General features: G+C 64.0%; 21 protein-coding genes. 16 read left to right on the top strand and 5 right to left on the bottom strand.

Annotation, left to right across the window (positions count from 1 at the left end; translation table 11 throughout):
* The first annotated feature begins 63 nt into the window (after positions 1 to 63).
* The 5 genes from CH274_RS10060 (at position 64) to CH274_RS10040 (ending at position 5,040) form a co-directional block, all read left to right on the top strand.
* The gene (locus tag CH274_RS10060; RefSeq protein WP_094657546.1) at positions 64 to 690 is read left to right on the top strand and encodes a DUF305 domain-containing protein; all 627 of its coding nucleotides are present in this window, start codon (positions 64 to 66) and stop codon (positions 688 to 690) included.
* Positions 691 to 799: 109 nt separating this feature from the next.
* Positions 800 to 2,122 (top strand): NAD(P)/FAD-dependent oxidoreductase, encoded by a 1,323-nt coding sequence (locus CH274_RS10055; protein WP_094657334.1) that lies wholly within the window; start codon positions 800 to 802, stop codon positions 2,120 to 2,122.
* Positions 2,123 to 2,217: 95 nt separating this feature from the next.
* Complete coding sequence (locus tag CH274_RS10050) at positions 2,218 to 3,495, top strand: hypothetical protein (RefSeq protein ID WP_094657333.1); 1,278 nt, start codon at positions 2,218 to 2,220, stop codon at positions 3,493 to 3,495.
* Positions 3,496 to 3,672: 177 nt separating this feature from the next.
* Positions 3,673 to 4,638: an alpha/beta hydrolase gene (locus CH274_RS10045; RefSeq protein ID WP_373453924.1), complete on the top strand. Its 966-nt coding sequence runs from the start codon at positions 3,673 to 3,675 to the stop codon at positions 4,636 to 4,638.
* A 105-nt stretch (positions 4,639 to 4,743) separates the two neighbouring features.
* Positions 4,744 to 5,040, top strand: a complete 297-nt coding sequence (locus CH274_RS10040) for a hypothetical protein (RefSeq protein ID WP_032376174.1) — start codon at positions 4,744 to 4,746, stop codon at positions 5,038 to 5,040.
* Positions 5,041 to 5,092: 52 nt separating this feature from the next.
* Here CH274_RS10040 and CH274_RS29915 read toward each other — a convergent pair whose 3' ends face one another.
* Both CH274_RS29915 and CH274_RS29145 read right to left on the bottom strand, forming a co-directional pair.
* Positions 5,093 to 5,683, bottom strand: a complete 591-nt coding sequence (locus CH274_RS29915; RefSeq protein ID WP_082073804.1) for a CsbD family protein — start codon at positions 5,681 to 5,683, stop codon at positions 5,093 to 5,095.
* A 155-nt stretch (positions 5,684 to 5,838) separates the two neighbouring features.
* Positions 5,839 to 6,000, bottom strand: a complete 162-nt coding sequence (locus tag CH274_RS29145; RefSeq protein WP_155290809.1) for a hypothetical protein — start codon at positions 5,998 to 6,000, stop codon at positions 5,839 to 5,841.
* Positions 6,001 to 6,232: 232 nt separating this feature from the next.
* Here CH274_RS29145 and CH274_RS10030 point away from each other — a divergent pair, with 232 nt between their 5' ends.
* Genes CH274_RS10030 through CH274_RS10020 form a run of 3 tightly spaced genes read left to right on the top strand, consistent with a single transcriptional unit; the run spans position 6,233 to position 9,293 of the window.
* Positions 6,233 to 7,801 (top strand): flavin-containing monooxygenase, encoded by a 1,569-nt coding sequence (locus tag CH274_RS10030; RefSeq protein WP_179275690.1) that lies wholly within the window; start codon positions 6,233 to 6,235, stop codon positions 7,799 to 7,801.
* On the top strand, positions 7,798 to 8,619 hold the full coding sequence (locus CH274_RS10025) for an alpha/beta fold hydrolase (protein WP_094657331.1): 822 nt from the start codon (positions 7,798 to 7,800) through the stop codon (positions 8,617 to 8,619). Before CH274_RS10030 ends, CH274_RS10025 begins: the two co-directional genes overlap by 4 nt.
* Positions 8,616 to 9,293 carry a TetR/AcrR family transcriptional regulator gene (locus CH274_RS10020; RefSeq protein WP_045196924.1) on the top strand — a complete coding sequence of 226 codons (678 nt, stop codon included), beginning with the start codon at positions 8,616 to 8,618 and terminating at the stop codon, positions 9,291 to 9,293. Before CH274_RS10025 ends, CH274_RS10020 begins: the two co-directional genes overlap by 4 nt.
* Before the next feature lie 16 nt (positions 9,294 to 9,309).
* Here the strand turns inward: CH274_RS10020 and CH274_RS10015 are convergent, their stop codons facing one another.
* Positions 9,310 to 10,404, bottom strand: a complete 1,095-nt coding sequence (locus CH274_RS10015) for a 2Fe-2S iron-sulfur cluster-binding protein (protein WP_373453920.1) — start codon at positions 10,402 to 10,404, stop codon at positions 9,310 to 9,312.
* A 107-nt stretch (positions 10,405 to 10,511) separates the two neighbouring features.
* On the opposite strand from CH274_RS10015, the gene CH274_RS10010 reads away from it, so the two are divergent.
* The 7 genes from CH274_RS10010 to CH274_RS09980 all read left to right on the top strand — a co-directional run bounded on the left by CH274_RS10010 (position 10,512) and on the right by CH274_RS09980 (position 16,595).
* The gene (locus tag CH274_RS10010; protein WP_306436601.1) at positions 10,512 to 11,519 is read left to right on the top strand and encodes an alpha/beta hydrolase; all 1,008 of its coding nucleotides are present in this window, start codon (positions 10,512 to 10,514) and stop codon (positions 11,517 to 11,519) included.
* Positions 11,516 to 12,394, top strand: coding sequence for an SDR family NAD(P)-dependent oxidoreductase (locus CH274_RS10005; protein WP_094657330.1), 879 nt, complete (start codon positions 11,516 to 11,518; stop codon positions 12,392 to 12,394). Before CH274_RS10010 ends, CH274_RS10005 begins: the two co-directional genes overlap by 4 nt.
* A 1-nt stretch (position 12,395) precedes the next feature.
* Complete coding sequence (locus CH274_RS10000) at positions 12,396 to 13,316, top strand: hypothetical protein (protein ID WP_032396109.1); 921 nt, start codon at positions 12,396 to 12,398, stop codon at positions 13,314 to 13,316.
* Entirely contained in the window at positions 13,313 to 14,836 is a 1,524-nt protein-coding gene (locus CH274_RS09995; RefSeq protein ID WP_094645875.1) for a flavin-containing monooxygenase, read from the top strand. Before CH274_RS10000 ends, CH274_RS09995 begins: the two co-directional genes overlap by 4 nt.
* A gap of 112 nt (positions 14,837 to 14,948) precedes the next feature.
* Complete coding sequence (locus tag CH274_RS09990) at positions 14,949 to 15,683, top strand: MerR family transcriptional regulator (protein WP_094657542.1); 735 nt, start codon at positions 14,949 to 14,951, stop codon at positions 15,681 to 15,683.
* Positions 15,684 to 15,762: 79 nt separating this feature from the next.
* Positions 15,763 to 15,969, top strand: a complete 207-nt coding sequence (locus tag CH274_RS09985; RefSeq protein WP_032396107.1) for a hypothetical protein — start codon at positions 15,763 to 15,765, stop codon at positions 15,967 to 15,969.
* A 50-nt stretch (positions 15,970 to 16,019) separates the two neighbouring features.
* Complete coding sequence (locus CH274_RS09980) at positions 16,020 to 16,595, top strand: YdcF family protein (protein WP_094657329.1); 576 nt, start codon at positions 16,020 to 16,022, stop codon at positions 16,593 to 16,595.
* A gap of 10 nt (positions 16,596 to 16,605) precedes the next feature.
* Here the strand turns inward: CH274_RS09980 and CH274_RS09975 are convergent, their stop codons facing one another.
* Both CH274_RS09975 and CH274_RS09970 read right to left on the bottom strand, forming a co-directional pair.
* Entirely contained in the window at positions 16,606 to 16,971 is a 366-nt protein-coding gene (locus tag CH274_RS09975; protein WP_179275689.1) for a CrcB family protein, read from the bottom strand.
* Positions 16,968 to 17,384 (bottom strand): fluoride efflux transporter FluC, encoded by a 417-nt coding sequence (locus CH274_RS09970; protein ID WP_094645872.1) that lies wholly within the window; start codon positions 17,382 to 17,384, stop codon positions 16,968 to 16,970. The genes CH274_RS09975 and CH274_RS09970 overlap by 4 nt, the downstream gene beginning before the upstream one ends.
* Positions 17,385 to 17,464: 80 nt before the next feature.
* Here CH274_RS09970 and CH274_RS09965 point away from each other — a divergent pair, with 80 nt between their 5' ends.
* Positions 17,465 to 17,845, top strand: a complete 381-nt coding sequence (locus CH274_RS09965; protein ID WP_371828371.1) for an STAS domain-containing protein — start codon at positions 17,465 to 17,467, stop codon at positions 17,843 to 17,845.
* Positions 17,846 to 17,854: the final 9 nt, after the last annotated feature.

The following is a 17,854-nucleotide window of genomic DNA, read 5'->3' as shown; positions in this document are numbered from 1 at the left end:
ACGACCATCGGCGGATCGGCATACCCAGATCCCTGTATTTCGCACTTGTTCAAGGAGATTCACATGCGTACAACACTCGTCTCTTCGCTGGCCGCTGCCACCGTGAGCGCATTCCTTCTCGCCGGCTGCAGTAGCGACGACTCGTCGATGGACGGCCATTCGATGGGCTCGCCGAACTCGTCGTCGGAATCCTCGGCGTCGTCTGACCAGGCCGACGCGTCGGCAGAATTCAACGATGCGGACGTGATGTTCGCGCAGATGATGTACCCGCATCATGCGCAGGCGGTCGAGATGGCGGCAATGGTCGAGGGCCGCACCGAGAATCCGGACGTAGTGGCCTTGGCGTCGGCGATCGAAGCAGCGCAGCAACCCGAGATGGACCGGATGACCGCCTGGCTCACCGAGTGGGGCCAGCCCATGCCCGACATGAACATGGACATGGGCGGTATGGACCACAGCTCGGGCATGGGCATGATGACTCAGCAGGACATGGACGCATTGAGTGCGGCCACCGGTGGCGAGTTCGACAGTCAGTGGCTGACGATGATGATCGAGCACCACGAAGGTGCGATCGAGATGGCGAACGTGGAGATCGAAGACGGGACATTCCCGCAAGCACAGGAGATGGCTCGCACGATCGTGGCCTCACAGCAGCAGGAAATCGACACCATGCGGACGTTGCTCGGCTGAGCTGCACCGAAGCGAGGGCCGCATCCCCGTATCGGGGGTGCGGCCCTCGAGTAGGCTGAAAAATCGGAGAATCCTTCTCCGCACATCGGTCCGAGGGAGACAGTTCGCAATGGCACGTCGACGGGTTGTGGTCATCGGTGGAGGATTTGGCGGACTCCACGCGGCACGGCGTCTGCGCAACGAAGACGTCGACGTCACCGTGCTCGAGCGCGGTACCTCGCACGTCTTCCAGCCGCTGCTCTACCAATGCGCCACCGGTCTGGTGTCGGAAGGCTCGATCGCCAGTCCGCTGCGACACCTGCTGCGCAAACAGAAGAACGTGTATGTGGCACTGGGTGAAGCGACCTCGGTGACCCCCAGTGTCGACGGCTCAGCGGGTGACGGCGGAGTGGTGACGGCGAGCCGATTCGACGGCTCGACCTTCGAGCTGCCCTACGACTACCTCGTCGTCGCCGTCGGAATGCAGCAGGCGTACCACGGCCACGACGAATACGTGCAGTGGGCACCGGGCATGAAGACCCTCGACGACGCCCTTGCGATCAGGCGAAAGTTGATCTCCGCCTTCGAGATGGCCGAGTCTCTCCCCACCCCCGAGGAGCGCAGGCCGTGGCTCACCTTCGCGGTGGCCGGTGGAGGCCCGACCGGAGTCGAATTGGCCGGCCAGATAAGAGAACTCGCCACCAGAGCGTTGGCAAAGGAGTTCGATTCGATTCACCCGTCGGAAGCGCGAGTTCTGCTGTTCCACGGCGGCGACCGCGTACTCGAATCGTTCCCCGACTCGCTGACGAAGAAAGCGCAACGCACCCTCGATGCCGTCGGCGTGGAAACGCATCTCGGTGTGCACGTCACCGACGTCACGGCCACCGACGTCGAGGTCACGGCCAAGGCCGAACCCAAGACCGTCACACGCTACGACACCCACACCGTGCTGTGGACCGCGGGCGTGGAAGCTGTCCCGTTCGTGAAGCAACTCGCCGACGCCATGGGAGTGGAGCAGGACCGATCGGGACGCATCGCCGTGCAGCCGGATCTCTCGATCCCCGGACACTCCAACGTCTTCGTCGTCGGAGACATCATGTCGCTGAACAAGCTTGCGGGAGTCGCCGAGGTGGCCATGCAGGGCGGCCGAGCCGCGGGCGCGGCAATCGCAGCGGACCTATCCGCCTCTGCGCGAAAGGATTTCAAGTACCGAGACCTCGGCACCGCGGCCTACATCGCCCGCGGACACGCACTGGTGCAGGCCGGGCCGCTGCGCATGTCCGGGTTCCTCGGCTGGGTCTCGTGGGGCGTCATCCACATCGCGTTCCTCGCCGGCAACCGCAATCGCGTCGGGACACTGATCAACTGGGCCGCAACCCTGGCCACCGGCACCCGACGCGAACGAGCCATCACCTACGGCGACCCCGAAACGGCGCGGAAGCCGTACAACTGATCTCCTTGTCACGTCAGTTGCTGCAGGCGTCGACGGAGTCAGCTTGTGCGGTTGTCGTGTCCCCGGCTCCGAGGCAACACCTCTAAGTTCGAGACATGATCGCAGATCGGTACGGGTCCGTTCTGGCAACGGTATGCGGTGGATTCGTTGCCGGATACTCGATTCGGGAATCGCTCGGCTGGGACATGTTCCACATCGAGTCGTCGGGCAAGTGGTACGGGGCATTCGTTTCCGCGCAATGGGCAGGCTTCCTGGCCGTGTCGGTGGCCGTGCTCGTGCTGGCCGTCGCACATTCTCGGCGCTCCTCGGCACCGGCCGCAGTGGCCGCAGCGCTCGGGGCGGTGGTGATCGCACTGCCGTCGTTCGTGCCGATCGCCGCCAATCAAGCGGTGACCACCAACGCCCTCGGTGCGGGCGCTCTGGTGGGTGTATGCGGTGTGATCGCCGGCGGACGCAGAGTTCCGTCTGCCGGTGTCGCAACAGGGCTGCTGGGCTCGATGCTGTTCTACGACGCGATCTCTGCTTTACGAGGACCGCGTGAGGGTCGGTGGATGGATGATCTGGCACCGTTCTACGTCGAGTCGACCGTCCCGCTGCTCGTTCTCCTCGTGACCGCAGGGCTTCTTGTCACGATGGCCAGGCGAGCACTCGTGATCGGATTCGAGGCGTCCGATGCTGCACTCGTCGGCCTACTCGCCTTCGTGTACCTGATCGTCTACACCTACCTCGGCAACACGGCGTCGACGACGAGGCTGTGGATGTTCGCCGTGGTGATCGCCGTCGTATCGACGTACGCCGTCGCGCTGAAGCTCGACGGTCGCGACGGCCGATACCTCATGCTGGGCTTGGCGATCGCGGCGTCCGGGGTGAACTCGCTGGCATGGTCGGACGCGTCGTGGTGGGTATTCGCCGTCGCCGCTGTGCTGTTCGTCGGCGCGATACGGGTGGGTCTGCACCGAGACCTGTCGACCCTCGCGCTCGTGGTCCTCGCCGTGGTCACGGCCACCGGTCTGATCGCGATGGACAACAGTGCGGTCAATGTCGTTGGAACCGTAGCGTATTGCACTCTGTATCCGGTCGCCCTCGGCCTGGCCGTCGGATCGATGCAACCGGTGCGCGCGGTGGCGTCGAGCATCACGCCCCTGATTCCGTTCGCGCTGACGCTGTTCTGGGTGTCTGCTCCGGTGCCGCCGCGAGAATTCTTCTGGACGGACGGCACATCCGACGACCACGAGCGGCCCATCGTCTCGCTGTATTCGCCGCTACCCGTGGGTGTGGTGACTGCGGTGATCGTCGTCGCGGCCTGCATTTTCGCCACCCGCGGCGACCGCCCGGAGCATCACGATCGAGTCTCGGAATCGTCCGGTCCGTGACGCTTCGGACGGTTGCTCGAGGTAACGTCACCTCATCTTCGGCCGATGTAGAGACTCGACCGGTGTAACTCGACGAAAAGGTGAAACAGCGTGCCACGATCTCGACGACACGGCTTCCGGCGAATCGGTTCGGCTACGGCCGTCGCCCTCGCAGTGGCGATTCTTCCGACCGCGCTGATGACGCCCGTCGCGTCCGCAGACGAACTGCCTGCGGCCACGACGCAGTCGAGCAACGGATCGCGAATCGAGTCGGTGAACACCCTCGACAACCGCCAGGTTCAGCTCCAGGTGTTCTCGGCGTCGATGAACCGCACCATTCCCGTGACGGTGCAGCGCCCCGCCGACGAGAGCGTGTCCCGCCCGGTGCTGTACCTGCTCAACGGCGCAGGCGGCGGCGAGGATGCAGCATCGTGGCAGTCGCAGACCGACGCCGAGGCCTTCTTCTCGGACAAGAACGCGTACATCGTGACCCCGCAGAAGGGCAAGTGGTCGTACTACACCGACTGGCTGCAGGACGATCCGAAGCTCGGTAGCAACAAGTGGAGCACCTTCCTCGGCGAAGAACTGCCCCCGCTGATCGACGCCCAGTTCGACACCAACGGCCGCCAGTCGCTCGCAGCGCTGTCGATGACGGGCACCTCGGTTCTCAACATCGCGATCAAGTACCCGGGCAAGTTCTCCGGCGTCGCTGCCTACAGTGGCTGCGCTCAGACCTCCGACCCCATCGGTCAGCAGTTCGTCAAGCTCGTCGTCGAGACCTACGGCGGCGGCAATGTCGAGAACATGTGGGGCCCGCTCGACGGCCCCGTGTGGCGCGAGAACGATCCGCTGCTCAACGCCGAGAAGCTCCGCGGAACGCAGATCTACATGAGCACCGGTAGCGGCCTGCCGGGTGCACCGAACGACACCTTCGCCAACCCGCGCCTGAAGAACGATCCGGCGACGCTCGCCAACCAGGTCATCGTCGGCGGCGGCATCGAAGTTGCCACCAACTTCTGCACCTCGAACCTGGCCAAGCGCCTCGACCAGCTCGGCATCCCGGCCACCGTGGACTTCCGCCCGATCGGAAACCACTCGTGGGGCTACTGGCAGGACGACCTGCACAAGTCCTGGCCCTTCCTGGCGGGATCGCTCGGCATCTGATCCTCGGAACACCGAACAACGGCCACCTGCACCTCGCGTGCAGGTGGCCGTTCTTCGTTGTCAGGGGCGGTGGTTCGGTGCGTGAATCGAACGTATGATCGAACGATGGCACGGCGCGCACAACCTCGACCGGCGTCTGCCGTGCGCCCCTTCAAGCTGCTCCGGCCGCCGCTGAAGGTCTGGATCGACCTCAACATCCTCTACCCGCTACCGCCGCACCACGCCTCGAAGTTCAACCCCGAGGGATTCGATGTGCGACGCGTGGTGCCGGGAGATCTGGTCGAATGGTCCATCACCGTGGACGGGGATTGGCTCGGGCGCGTCACGTACGAGTTGATGTCGCGAGACCGAAGCGAAACCGTCACGCACTGGGTCCCCAGCCGGGCACTGAAGCCGCTGTAGAGACGAGAAAGCCCCGCCTCGATGGAGGCGGGGCTTTTCTGTGCACTTACCTTCAGAAGCTGTGCTTGCGTGCCTTCTTGGCGAGCTTGCGGGTGGTGCGCTTCGACGGAACGAACAGGTGAGCGGCGCTGCGGCGACGGTTGCGTCGACGGATCAGCACGAACGCGACGGCACCGGCTGCGGCTGCGATGGCGGCGATGACCGGAGTGCCGACCTTCGCGGCCTGGGCGACATCGTCGCTGTCGATGTTGCGAACCGTGTTCTTGACGTCGTCGGCGACGGCGGAGGCTTTGTCGGCTGCCTTGTCGGCGACCTGGGAGGCCTTCTCCTTCACATCGTCGACGTCGACGTTCTGGACCTTGTCCTTGACCGTGTCCTTGACATCCTCTGCCACGTCGGCGGCCTTGTCGGCGACGTCGGAGGCTGCGTGCTTGGCTTCCTTGGCGGCATCGGTTGCGGTGTCGGCCACGTTCTCGGCCGCGTCGGACACGGAGTCTGCAGCCTGGTGGGTGTTGGCCTTGGCCTGATCCGTTGCACCCTCGGCGCGGAGGCTGTCGTCACCGGTGGCCTCGCCGACCTTCTCCTTCGCAGTCCCGGCCAGTTCCTCTGCCTTGTGCTGAGCCTTGTCGATGAAGTCGGCCATCGGTGCGTACCTCTTTCGTGTAGGTCGTCTCCGGACATCCGGAGCTGGGGGGGCGTCGCGGACGACGCCGATAAGTATGAGTCGATCCGGCTGCTCCGAAACATACGTCCTACAGGAGTGTGATGGGTCACTATCGACGGTCGGGGCTTCCGGGTTCATCGTTGGCGTAGACGGCTCCGCAGTCGCTTCGGCCAGGTCGACCGCGTCGGCTTGTACGCGCCGGCGAGGGCGCGTCGGTCGAAGTCCATGCCTGCGCCGCGCGAGGTGAACAGAAGGAGAGCGATGACTCCTGCGGCCCCGACCACCACGGGAGTCATCGGGTACTGGTCCCGGTCGAGATGGGGGTGTATCCGGTGAGCTCACGGGTCGTTCCGTGGGCTCCACTCCCAACGGAGGGGGTGAGGTTCATGATGGATTCCTCTCATCGGTATGCGTCGAGGCTGCCATTGACATCGCCACTCGTCAATGGCACATTGTGTGATGTAGGTCGCGATTGCCTGCTCGATCGGTCGAAATCGCGGTGGTGTTCGGCAAACAGTGAGGCGCGGCGTGACGAAAAGCCAAGGTCGGTGGCCCGAGTTCGACGGTTCCGACGACAACGTCGAGGACGTTCTCATCATCGGTGCCGGTATATCGGGCATCGGAGCCGCATATCGCTTGCAGCAGATGGCGCCGGAACTCAGCTACGCAATCCTCGAAGGTCGCGAGCGAGCAGGCGGTACCTGGGATCTGTTCCGATACCCCGGTATTCGCTCCGACAGTGACATCTTCACGTTCTCGTTCCCGCACACGCCGTGGCAGGGCGACACACTGCTCGCTCACGGAGAAGACATCCGCAACTACATCGTCGATACCGCCTACGCCAACGGAATCGACGAGCGCACGCGTTTCTCGACCATGGTCACCACAGCGAACTGGGACTCGTCGACGGACATGTGGACGGTCGACGCCCTGACGAACGGTGTTCCCACGACCTACCGCAGTCGATTCCTGTTCCTGTGCACCGGCTACTTCGACTATTCGGGCGGGTACACCCCCGACCTTCCCGGGCTGGACGAGTTCACCGGTCAGGTGGTGCATCCGCAGCAGTGGCCCGAGGACCTCGATCACTCCGGCAAGAAGGTCGTCGTGATCGGAAGTGGAGCAACCGCAATCACATTGGTGCCCACGCTTGCGGCCGACGCCGCGTCGGTGACGATGCTGCAGCGCTCACCGACCTACATAGCGTCGCTGCCGATGACCGATCCGTTCACCACGATCACCAAACGCCTGCTTCCGGACACGCTCGCGCACAGCGCACTTCGCTGGCGCAACGCCCTGTTGATGGTCGGTTCCTACCAGCTCTGCCGCCGTGCACCGAAGACGGCCCGCAAGGTCTTTCGCGCGATGACGAAAGCCCAACTGCCGCGAGGGTACGACGTCGACAAGCACTTCAAGCCGACGTACGCCCCGTGGGACCAGCGGCTGTGCGTCGTACCCGACGGCGATCTGTTCGGGGCCATCCGCTCCGGTCGAGCGAGCGTGGTGACCGACCGAATCGCCGAGATCACCGCCGACGGCATCCTGCTGGAATCGGGTGACGAAATCCCGGCCGACATCATCGTCACCGCAACGGGATTGAAGCTGCAGGCTTTCGGCGGTATCGAGTTGTCGCTGGACGGTGAGCGGCTCGAAGCGCACGACAAGTTCGTCTACAAGGGCCACATGCTCGAGGACGTACCCAACGTCGCATGGTCCATCGGGTACACGAACGCATCGTGGACGCTCAAGGCGGACATGACAGCGCAGGCTGTGGCGAAACTCCTGGTGTACATGCGATCTCACGGATACACCCATGCGATCCCGGACCGGCAGGGCAAGGCTGTCGACTCTCGTCCGGTCGTCGATCTGGCCGCCGGTTACGTCACGCGGTCTCTGAACGAGCTACCGAAATCGGGGACCGAACGCCCGTGGTCGGTGCGCCAGAACTACATTCTGGACAGAATCGACGCACGGTTCGACGATCTGACGGAATCGATGACCTTCGGCCGTGCGGCGAAGTCGAGCGCGGCTGGGACGGCCTCGTCGGGAACGGCGAACGTGTACCGGATCCAGCCGAGAAAGATCGGTATGCAGTGACGTCGGACATCGATGGACTCACCCTGGCTCACACGATCCGGGGCGAGGGCCCTACCTTGGTGCTCATTCACGGCATCGTGCACCGGCAACACGCGTGGGACAGCGTCGTCGAGACTCTGGCACGGCACCGGCGAGTGGTGACGGTGGATCTGCCCGGCCACGGAGCGTCACCGGAACTACCCACCGAGGAATTCGACCTCGGTCCGTGGATCGTGGCAGAGCTCGAGCGCTTCCTCGAGCACGTGGCCGTGGACGGTGAGAAGCCACACGTGGCCGGAAATTCGCTGGGTGGGTACTTCGCACTCGAGCTCGCGGCCCGTGGCTCGGTCGCCTCGGCCACCGCACTCTCACCGGCGGGCTTCTTCCGCGGCCACTGGGATCAGACACGAGCACTGCTCGTCTTTCGCTTTCTCAGGGCCGCGTCCCGGATCATCGGTCCGATCGCACCGGCCGTCATGAGGAACGTCGTCGGTCGCACGATCGCCAACGGCGTGTTCTACGCCAAGCCGTGGCGAGTTCCGGCGGCGACGGCCACGATCGACGCGCTGAGCATCACCACCAACCGTGCGATCGACGCAGCGGGTAACGCGGTGCCGCGCTTCAGCGTTCCGGTCGACGAGACCGTTCCCGTCACCGTCGCGTGGGGGCGTCGCGACTGGGTTCTGCCGGTGTACCAGGCACCGCTGGTGCGTCGAATCTTTCCGCAGGCCGACGTGACGACGTACCCGGGGCTCGGACACGTGCCGATGTCGGACGATCCGGAGTTGGTAGCGTCGATTCTGCTGAGGGGATCACGAGCGGTATCGCAATCGGCATGAGCGTTGCGGTGAAGGTGGACGGTCGTAGCGACCGGTGGCGCGAGCACAGAATCACCCGGCGACGTGAACTGCTCGATCGCACACTGGCAGCAATTCGCGAGCACGGACACGACGTGGGTATGGATGCCATCGCCTCCGCGAACGGTGTCTCGAAAACCGTTCTGTACAAACATTTCACCGACAAGAAGGGTCTCGCCGACGCCGCGATGGCTCGATACGTCGAGACTGCACTGATGCCTCGGATCCAGGACGCGATGTCCGAGGACCTCGACGAGTACCGGCTCACCCGCGCAGTGATCGGTGCCTACGTCACGACGGTCGCCACCGATCCCGATATCTACATCTACGTCCACGCCAACAATGCAGTCAGCGGCAATCAGGAGATCATCACCGCGGCGGAGGGGCTGATCGCCGACTTGCTGGCCACGGTCATCATCGACAGATTCGGAGAGCGCGAGTTCTCGACGGCCGGCTCGATGCCCATCGCATTCGCCATGATCGGTGCGGTTCGGCTGGCATCGCACTGGTGGATCTTCGATCGAACCATGACGGCCGACGAACTCGTCGACTACCTCACCATGATGGTCTGGGGCGGAATCGCGGGCATAGCGCGCGCTGCGGGATCGGCTGCGACCTTCACGTCGGAGCCTCACTCGCTGACGCTCGAGGGCTGAGCGCCCCACTCCGGCATCAGCGGTCGAACACCGCGCGAACCGTCGTCGAATCGGGCACGGACTGGCACGCCAATCGGACGCCGTGCTGGAGTTCGTACTCGTCGAGAGTCTCGTTCGCGAGCATGGTCACGGTGCCCTCGGTGAGCGTGTAGGCACACCCGCCGCAGGTTCCTTCGCGGCACACGTACGGCGGATCGAGACCGAGTTCGAGCAGGCGGTCGAGCAGCTTCGTGTCCGCATTCCAGGTGAACTCGGTGTCCATTCCGTCGATCTCGACCCGAGCGGTGACGGAGTTCGCATCGGTTCGGTGGGGCAACTCGGTGTCGGCGGTCCGAAACGGATTGGACTCGAAGGAGGAGAACACCTCTCGATGGGTTCTGTGCGCGGTCGTGCCGGTGCGGGTGAGCCATTCCTCGGCGACGTTCATGTACTGCGCAGGCCCGCATAGGAACGCCTCGCATTCGTCGGGAACTCTCGCGTCCATCGACGCCAGTCCGACAGCGGTGGGTAGCCCCGAATCCGAGGTGTACCAATGGTGAATGTCGAGACGATCGGGAAAGCGAGACCGTAGTTCGGTCAGCTGCTCCCCGAAGATCACCGAGTCACGGTTCTGGTTGGCGTAGACGAGGGTGATCCGATTGTCGTGCTCGAACAGGGCGGTCTTGACGATCGACATGATCGGGGTGATCCCGCTGCCTGCGGCCATGAGGACGAAATCCACGTCCCAGCTCTCGGGTCCGAACATACCCGACGGTTTGAGCGCCCTCAGTCGCATCCCGCGAACGGCGTTGTCGTGCAACCAGTGTGACGCCACTCCGCCCTGGATGCGCTTCACTGTCACGGTGGGGAGCGGGTCACGGACGGGGGAGCTCGAGAAGGAGTAGCAGCGGGCCACCGAACCGCCGTCGGTGCACGGAATCTCGAGGGTGAGAAATTGACCCGGCTCGTACCGAAACCGGTCTTCGTGGTCCTCGGGGACCCTGAAACCGAGAGAGATCGCATCGTCGATTTCGTAGGTCACCTCGGCGATCTCCACCTCGAAGATCCTGTCCTCGGGACCGATGGCAGAGGTATCGAGATCCGCCGATGGTGAGCTCTCGAAAATCGTCACGTGTGCTCGCTCTCCTTGCGTACATGGTGTCGGCCGTCACTGTTCCACACTTCACCACCAATTAATAGGCCATTGACAAATGGCGAATAGAGGGTGACAGTGATCACGTGACCTCGACCATCGACGACGATCATCTGCCGCACGGCGTATCGCGATCAGGCTGCAGGCGAACACGTCTCGCTGCCGTGACGACTCGGCTGCTTCTGCGTCCGGTGACGAACCTGCTTCCGAACTCCCGCGGCGGCATCGAGTTCTCTCGACGCCTCGTCGCCACCTCGATGAACCTGTTCGGCCCTGTGCCGAAGGGAACGACGGTGGACCTGGTGGCCGACGGCTCGGTGCGCGGCGAATGGGTGCGAGCGCCCGGCCGAACGCCAGGGCAGCGAGTGATCCTCTACATCCACGGCAGTGCCTACGTCATCTGCTCGGCGCGGACGCATCGTGGCCTGACCGCGAGGCTGTCCATGTCCACCGGCCTGCCGGTGTTCACGGTGGACTATCGGCTCGCCCCGGAACACCCGTTTCCCGCGGCGGCCGACGACCTCGAAGCCGCGTACCGCTGGCTGCTGAGTCAGGGGTACGACGCTGCGAACATCGTCATCGCCGGGGACTCGGCCGGTGGCCACCTGGCCGCAGACCTGCTGATCGAGAACGACCGGACCGGCACGCCGCAACCGGGAGCGATGGTGCTGTTCTCGCCGCTGATCGATCTCGATTTCGAGCTCTCGGCCCGGATGGAGCGCGTACGGAAGGACCCGATGATCTCGGCGAGGGCGGCGCGAGGACTGGTCTCGCTCTACACGGACGGCCACGACGCGAGCCTCCCGCGACTACGGCTCGATCTCGGCCGTGTGCGAGAGCTGCCACCGACGCTGATCCAAGTGGGCGGAGCCGAGATGCTGCGGGGCGATGCGCGGCATCTGCACTCGATGATCGACCAGGCAGGAGGCAGCAGCGAACTCGAAATCTGGCCCGATCAGATGCACGTGTTCCAGGCCCTCCCACGGTTGATACCCGAGGCCGAACATGCGCTCGAGCGCGCAGCCCAGTTCGTCACCAGGGCACTCGACAGTCAAGTCGAACAACATGATTCGAAGGAACAGGTGAGCAGATGAGGACCAAGACCGGGAAACCCTCGTACGGATCGAGAGCGGTGGTGACCGGCGCGGGCAGCGGCATCGGCCGTGCGTTCGCACTGGAACTGGCTCGTCGCGGAGGAGCCGTCATGTGCGCCGACATCTCGCTACCGCGAGCGCAGGAGACCGTCGCGATGGTGAACGCTCTCGGCGGCACCGGATACGCCGTCGAATGCGATGTGTCGATTCGCGAGAACGTCGAGGAGCTGGCGCTGCGGGCCGGCATCGAATTCGACGGGCCCACCACGGTGGTCATCAACAACGCAGGCGTCGGAATCGGCGGAAAGCCGGTCGGCAGCATCGGTTTCGAGGACTGGAACTGGGCTCTGGGAATCAACCTCTGGGGTGTGATCCACGGCTGCGAGGTGTTCACCCCTGGACTGCGTGCCGCCGGTGAGGGCGGGATCATCAACGTCGCGTCCGCGGCAGGCTTTGCCGCTGCGCCGCTGATGGGTCCGTACAACGTCGGCAAGGCCGCAGTGATGAGCCTGTCGGAAACGATGGCGGCGGAGCTGTCGGGTACCGGTGTACGGGTGTCGGTTCTGTGCCCGACGTTCGTCAAGACCAACGTGGCCGTCGACGGCCGGATCACCGCCAGCTCGTCGCGGCTGGCCGAGTTCGCGATGCGCTGGACCGGACGGTCTCCCGACAAGATCGCTGCCCGAACCCTCGACGCCTTCGACCGGGGTCGGCTCTACGTCGTGCCCCAGTTCGACGCCAAGGCAGTCTGGCGATTCAAGAGACTGCTGCCCGCGGTCTACGTGCGTTTTCTCGGGTTGCTCAATCGTGTGATGCCCGCCGAGCAGCAGCAGGCGAAGAACGAATCTTTCACCTCGACGACCACAGGAGCCTGACATGGCAATGGATTTCGAAGACATGTTGACCAAGATCAAGGACCGTCAGTGGGCCTTGGCGGACATCGACTGGGACGGCCCCGGCGCCGAGACCATCGGTCCCGAGCTGCACGCCAAACTCAAGCCCTTCATGTCGGATCTGATGTGGATCGAGAACGTGGGCGCTCGTGGTTTCGCGGCGATGGCGCTCAAGGCTCCGAACGAGACGCTGGCGGAGATCTATCGCTACTTCCACGCCGAGGAGCAGAAGCACGCCAACGCCGAGCTCGCTCTCATGCGTCGTTGGGGCATGCTCGACGGCGACGAGATGCCCGAGCCCAACATCAACGTCAAGCTCGTGATCGACTGGCTCGACAAGCATTCCGACGGATTGTCGCTGGCCGTGCTGGGCACCGTCATACCGATGCTCGAGGTGGCGCTGGACGGCGCGCTGGTGAAATTCATCATGGACGAGATCGAGGATCCGGTCTGTCAGGCTGTCTTCAAGAAGATCAACTCCGACGAATCACGCCACCTGGCAGTCGATTTCGCGGTCATCGAACTGCTCGGACATTCGCGGATGCGCAAGATCTTGGTCGACACCGTCGGGGCTTGGATGAACCCCGCCCTCATCGTCGGCACCCTGCGGTACATCCCGCTGCTGAACAAGATGCGCGACAACATCGTCGAGATGGGCGTCGACGAGGAGCGGCTGTACACCGCGATGAAGCGATTCAAGAGTGTCGGGGAACGCAGCCCGGTGGCCTTGCGGGTACCGATGTATCGCATCGTGCAGTGGCACGGCAGCATCGTGATCAACCGCAAGCACCCGTACCACGTCCTGGCGGACGGGCTGGTGAAGCTCACTCGCCGATACCCGAGCAGGACACTCAATTCCGAGCCGACCTGGGCCAAGGAACTGACCTACGAGCCCGTCGCATGAGCGAGTTCGACGTGCGCGAAGCCGTACTCGACGCGGTGATCGTCGGTGCAGGTTTCGCCGGAATCGGCTCCGCCATCCGACTGCGCAACAGAGGAATCGAGAACTTCGTCATCCTCGAACGCGGCAGCGCCGTCGGCGGAACCTGGCGCGACAACACCTATCCGGGCGCGGCGTGCGACATCCCGTCCCGGTTGTACTCGTACAGTTTTGCGCCCAATCCTAACTGGTCGCACACCTACTCCGGTAGTAGCGAGATTCTCGACTACATCCACACGATGGTCGACGAGTTCGACATAGAGTCGCGTATTCGATTCGGGCACAACGTCGTCGACATCATCTGGAACGAGGCGTCCGGGCACTGGCACCTGAGCATCGACGGGCACGCCGATGTTCGGGCACGCACCGTGGTCATGGCGTCGGGGCCGCTCGCCAACGCCAGCCTGCCGAACATCCGTGGAATCGACACCTACGAGGGGCGCAAGATTCACAGTGCTCGGTGGGATCACGACTACGACTTCGCGGGTAAGAAGATCGCCGTCGTCGGAACCGGAGCGAGCGCCGTGCAGATCGTTCCCGAACTGGTGAAGATCGCCGATACGGTCAAGGTGTTCCAACGCACCCCCGGGTGGACGCTGCCCCGAGTCAATCGGAGAACGCGGAACAGCACACAGCGTCTGTACGCGCGGTTCCCGCAGGCCCAGACCCTGGCCCGGTCGCTGTGGTTCTGGGGGCACGAATCCGTCGCACTCGGTGTCGTGTGGAAGACCCCGTTGACACGCATCGTCGAAACGGTCGGACGAGCCCATCTGCGCCGTCAGGTTCGCGATCCCTGGCTGAGGCGGCAGCTGACACCTCGTTTCCGGGCCGGCTGCAAGCGACTGCTGATGACCAGTGACTACTACCCGGCGCTGCAGAAGCCGAACTGCACGCTGGTGACCTGGCCGATCGCGACGCTCTCGCCCAAGGGAATTCGGACCGTCGAAGGCGTCGAGCACCAATTCGACGCGATCGTGTTCGCCACCGGATTCGACGTCTCGAATACCGGGACTCCCATACCGATCACCGGACGCGACGGTCGGGTGCTGGCCGACGAGTGGAGCGCAGGGGCCAAGGCGTACAAGAGTATTGCGGTATCGGGCTATCCGAACATGTACTTCACGTTCGGTCCCAACTCCGGCCCGGGGCACAGTTCGGCGCTGGTGTACATGGAGGCGCAGATCGATTACCTCGTCGAGGCGATCTCTCTCGTGCTCGAGGGAAATCTGCACAGCGCCGATGTACGCCAGGACGTCCAGGATGCGTACAACGAGGACATGCAGCGCAAACTCGCCAAGACGACCTGGAATTCCGGTTGCAGCAGTTGGTATCTCACCGAGGACGGCTTCAACGCCACCATGTTCCCCGGCTTCGCCACCCAGTACGTCGATCAACTCCGCCACGTCGAGCAGGACGACTTCACCATCGTTCCGCGCCGCGTCGACGTGCCGCTCGAACCGGCACGGGCCGTCGCCCGGTCGTGAATTGCTCCGGAGCACGCCCGTCGCCGTGCTGACGTTCGGACTGCGATCCTCCTTCCGCCGCGTTGTCGACGTATATCCTGTGGGTCGACGCGCGGCGGAGGTAGGGAGCTCGGTGGAGTATCGAATCGACGACTTGGCCCGAGAGGCCAAGACGACCACTCGCAACGTGCGGGCGTATCAGGAACGCGGTCTGCTGCCGCCGCCCACGCTCCGAGGACGAGTCGGCATCTACAACGACGATCACCTGACGCGACTGAAAGTGATCGACTCGCTGCTCCAGCGGGGTTTCACCTCGGCGCACATCGCGGATTTCCTCTCGGGCTGGGAGCAGGGCAAGGACCTGGAAGAGATACTGGGCCTGCAGGAAATCGTGACTCGCAAGTGGTCGTCGGCCGAGACCACGATCATTCCCGTCGAACTGATCGCGCAATTTCTCGGCGAGGACAACGACGACATCGTTGCCCGCCTGATCGAAGCGAAACTGATCAGAATCGACGGGGGCCAATGCGAGATTCTCGACCCCACCCTCCTCGAGGTGTTCGTCGATCTGAGCCAGTACGGCTTCACCCTGGAACAACTGCTCGACCAACACGAACGAACCGCCTCGAAGATGAACGCCATCGCCGAGTCGATGGTGGGCAGCGTGACCGACCACCTGATCGCGCAACACGGTCCCGGCTGGCTCCCCAAATCGGGGGAGGTGGCCGAGACGACCGAGATGTTCGAGAAGATGCGCGCACTGGCGATGAAATCGGCACAGGCAGAACTCGCCCGCGCCCTCGATCGCGTCCAGGAACAGGCACTGAGCGACTACCTGTCGCAGACGTTGGCCAGGCAGAACGACTAGACACAGTTTGAAGACTGCGACAATCGGACATACCTGGCTCCCGACAGCCGAACGGCGGCTGACCGCCTAAGGGGGCACCATGAGGTTCGTAACACTGATCGTTCTCGTCTGGTTGATCATCGGCGCATTCGCGTCGTACCAGCGCGGAGATTTCGAGAGCGCACCGGAGAACTGCGCAGGCGCAGGCACCATCGCGCTGACCGTCGTCGCAGGCCCGCTCAACTACTTCGGTATCAACCCCGAGGTGACCGACTGCAACGTCACGGTTCCGCAGCCGAGTGAGTGATGTGAGTCGCTGACCGCGCGCCCGCGGAGCGCCTTCCCTAACCTGGGGAGGTGTTCCGCGGACGCCTGCTGCTGTTTCTCGCCTTCGCGATCCCTGTTGTCCTGGTGTCCGCGATCGGTGTCGGCGGATACGTCACGTTCACCAAGGCTCGCGTCGATCCGCTGACCACGGCCGACGCGATCGTCGTACTGGGCGGTGAACACGACGGCCGCGAGGCCTACGGAATCTCGCTCGCCGAGCAGGGTCTGGCGAAGACGGTTGTGCTCTCCGATCCCTACGGATCCGGTGACTCGACGATGAAGAAGGCGTGTGCCACGTCGTCACAGAAGTTCGAGGTGCTGTGTATCCCGCCGGTGCCGTCGACCACGCGCGGAGAGGCCATCTTCTCCCAGGAGCTCGCCCACGAACGCGGGTGGAACCACGTCATCGTCGTCACCTGGCGATATCACCTACCGCGCGCCCGCTACATCTTCGATCGATGCTTCGACGGCACCGTCACCATGCGTCCGACGCCACGCTCCTACGACTTCTCCCTCGTCGAATGGGAATTCACCTACCTCTATCAGATCGCCGGATTCGTCAAGGCCGGACTGCAGGGGTCGTGCGAGGACTCGACGAGCGACTGACGGATCCGAGTCAGACGATCTTGTGATAGAGCGTGATCCCGGACTTCCACGCCAGGAACCCGAACATCACCGCGGCGATACCGCCCACCACATTCGCCGCGAAGAACGTTGCAGCGCTGCGATACTGCTGATCCCGAGTGAGCCGAAGCGTGGCCAGCACCACGGTGGCCATCGGAGCCACCGAGGCCAGAAATCCGACGCCAACGAGCGAACGAAACCGGTCCGGTGGATCGAGCGCGAACACCAGTCCCAAGGCCGCGCACGCCACCAGATTCACTGCGGACAACCGTCGCCGAGACCTGATCGCGTGCGAGAACACGAACTGCCCGAGCGCAGCGAGTCCGCCTCCGGCGGCCACCAGGAGCATCGTCGTCATCGAGCGCTGCCCGTCCTCGGCCTCGTGATCGCCGCGCCGAATGCCATCGCGACGAGCGCCACCACCGGTGTGGCCAGCAGATAGACAACCGAATTCCATGCACCACGATGCGTCACGGCGTGGAATGCGTACAGACCGAACGTGGTGAACCCGCACGCCAGCCCGAACACTGTTGCACGGGCAACCGGAGCCGGTCGGCCCCACAGATACCCCAACGCCGCACCGACGACGAGGCATCCGAACACGTTCACTCCGAACGTGCTCACCAGCAGCCACCTCGGCGATGCCCGCCACGTCCAGACCTCGTACCGCAACGCCGCACCGACCGCGCCGCCGACCGTGACCGCGACGTATTCGCCGGCCGAACGACGGCGAGATTCGCGACGGTTCGCGCTGTGCAGTCCCTCGATCACCGAAGCGAGCCTAACGGGAGTCGGGTCACTCGGCCGATCGGGAGAAAGTCCGCCAGGGTGAGGCGAGGTAAAGTCTTCGTGTGACTGCGGACGACATGGGCCTCGGGCCCCAGCACTTCGATGTGATCGTGGAATGGCGTGACCAGGACGTCGTTCTGGCGGTGTCCGGTGAACTGGATCTGGTGACTGCCCCCGATCTGTCCGAGTCGGTCGCTCTCGTGCTCGAGAAATCGCCGACGGCTGTGGTGATCGATCTCAGTGATGTGGGATTTCTCGCCTCCGCGGGCATGTCTCTGCTGGCGTCGACGCATCAGCAGCTCGGCGGCGAGGCCGGGTTTGCAGTGGTCGCGGACGGTCCGGCGACCGGACGGCCTCTCACTCTCGTCGGTTTGGACGAGGTGTTCGGAATCTATGCAACGGTCGACGAAGCATTCGTTGCAATTCATGCGGGTAGATCCTGAACTTTTGGG

This window comes from Rhodococcus sp. 06-418-5 (genome assembly GCF_002258285.1).
Taxonomy (GTDB): domain Bacteria; phylum Actinomycetota; class Actinomycetes; order Mycobacteriales; family Mycobacteriaceae; genus Rhodococcoides.
Note: the sequence above shows the minus strand (reverse complement) of the source record. Positions and strands in the feature narration are given on the sequence as shown.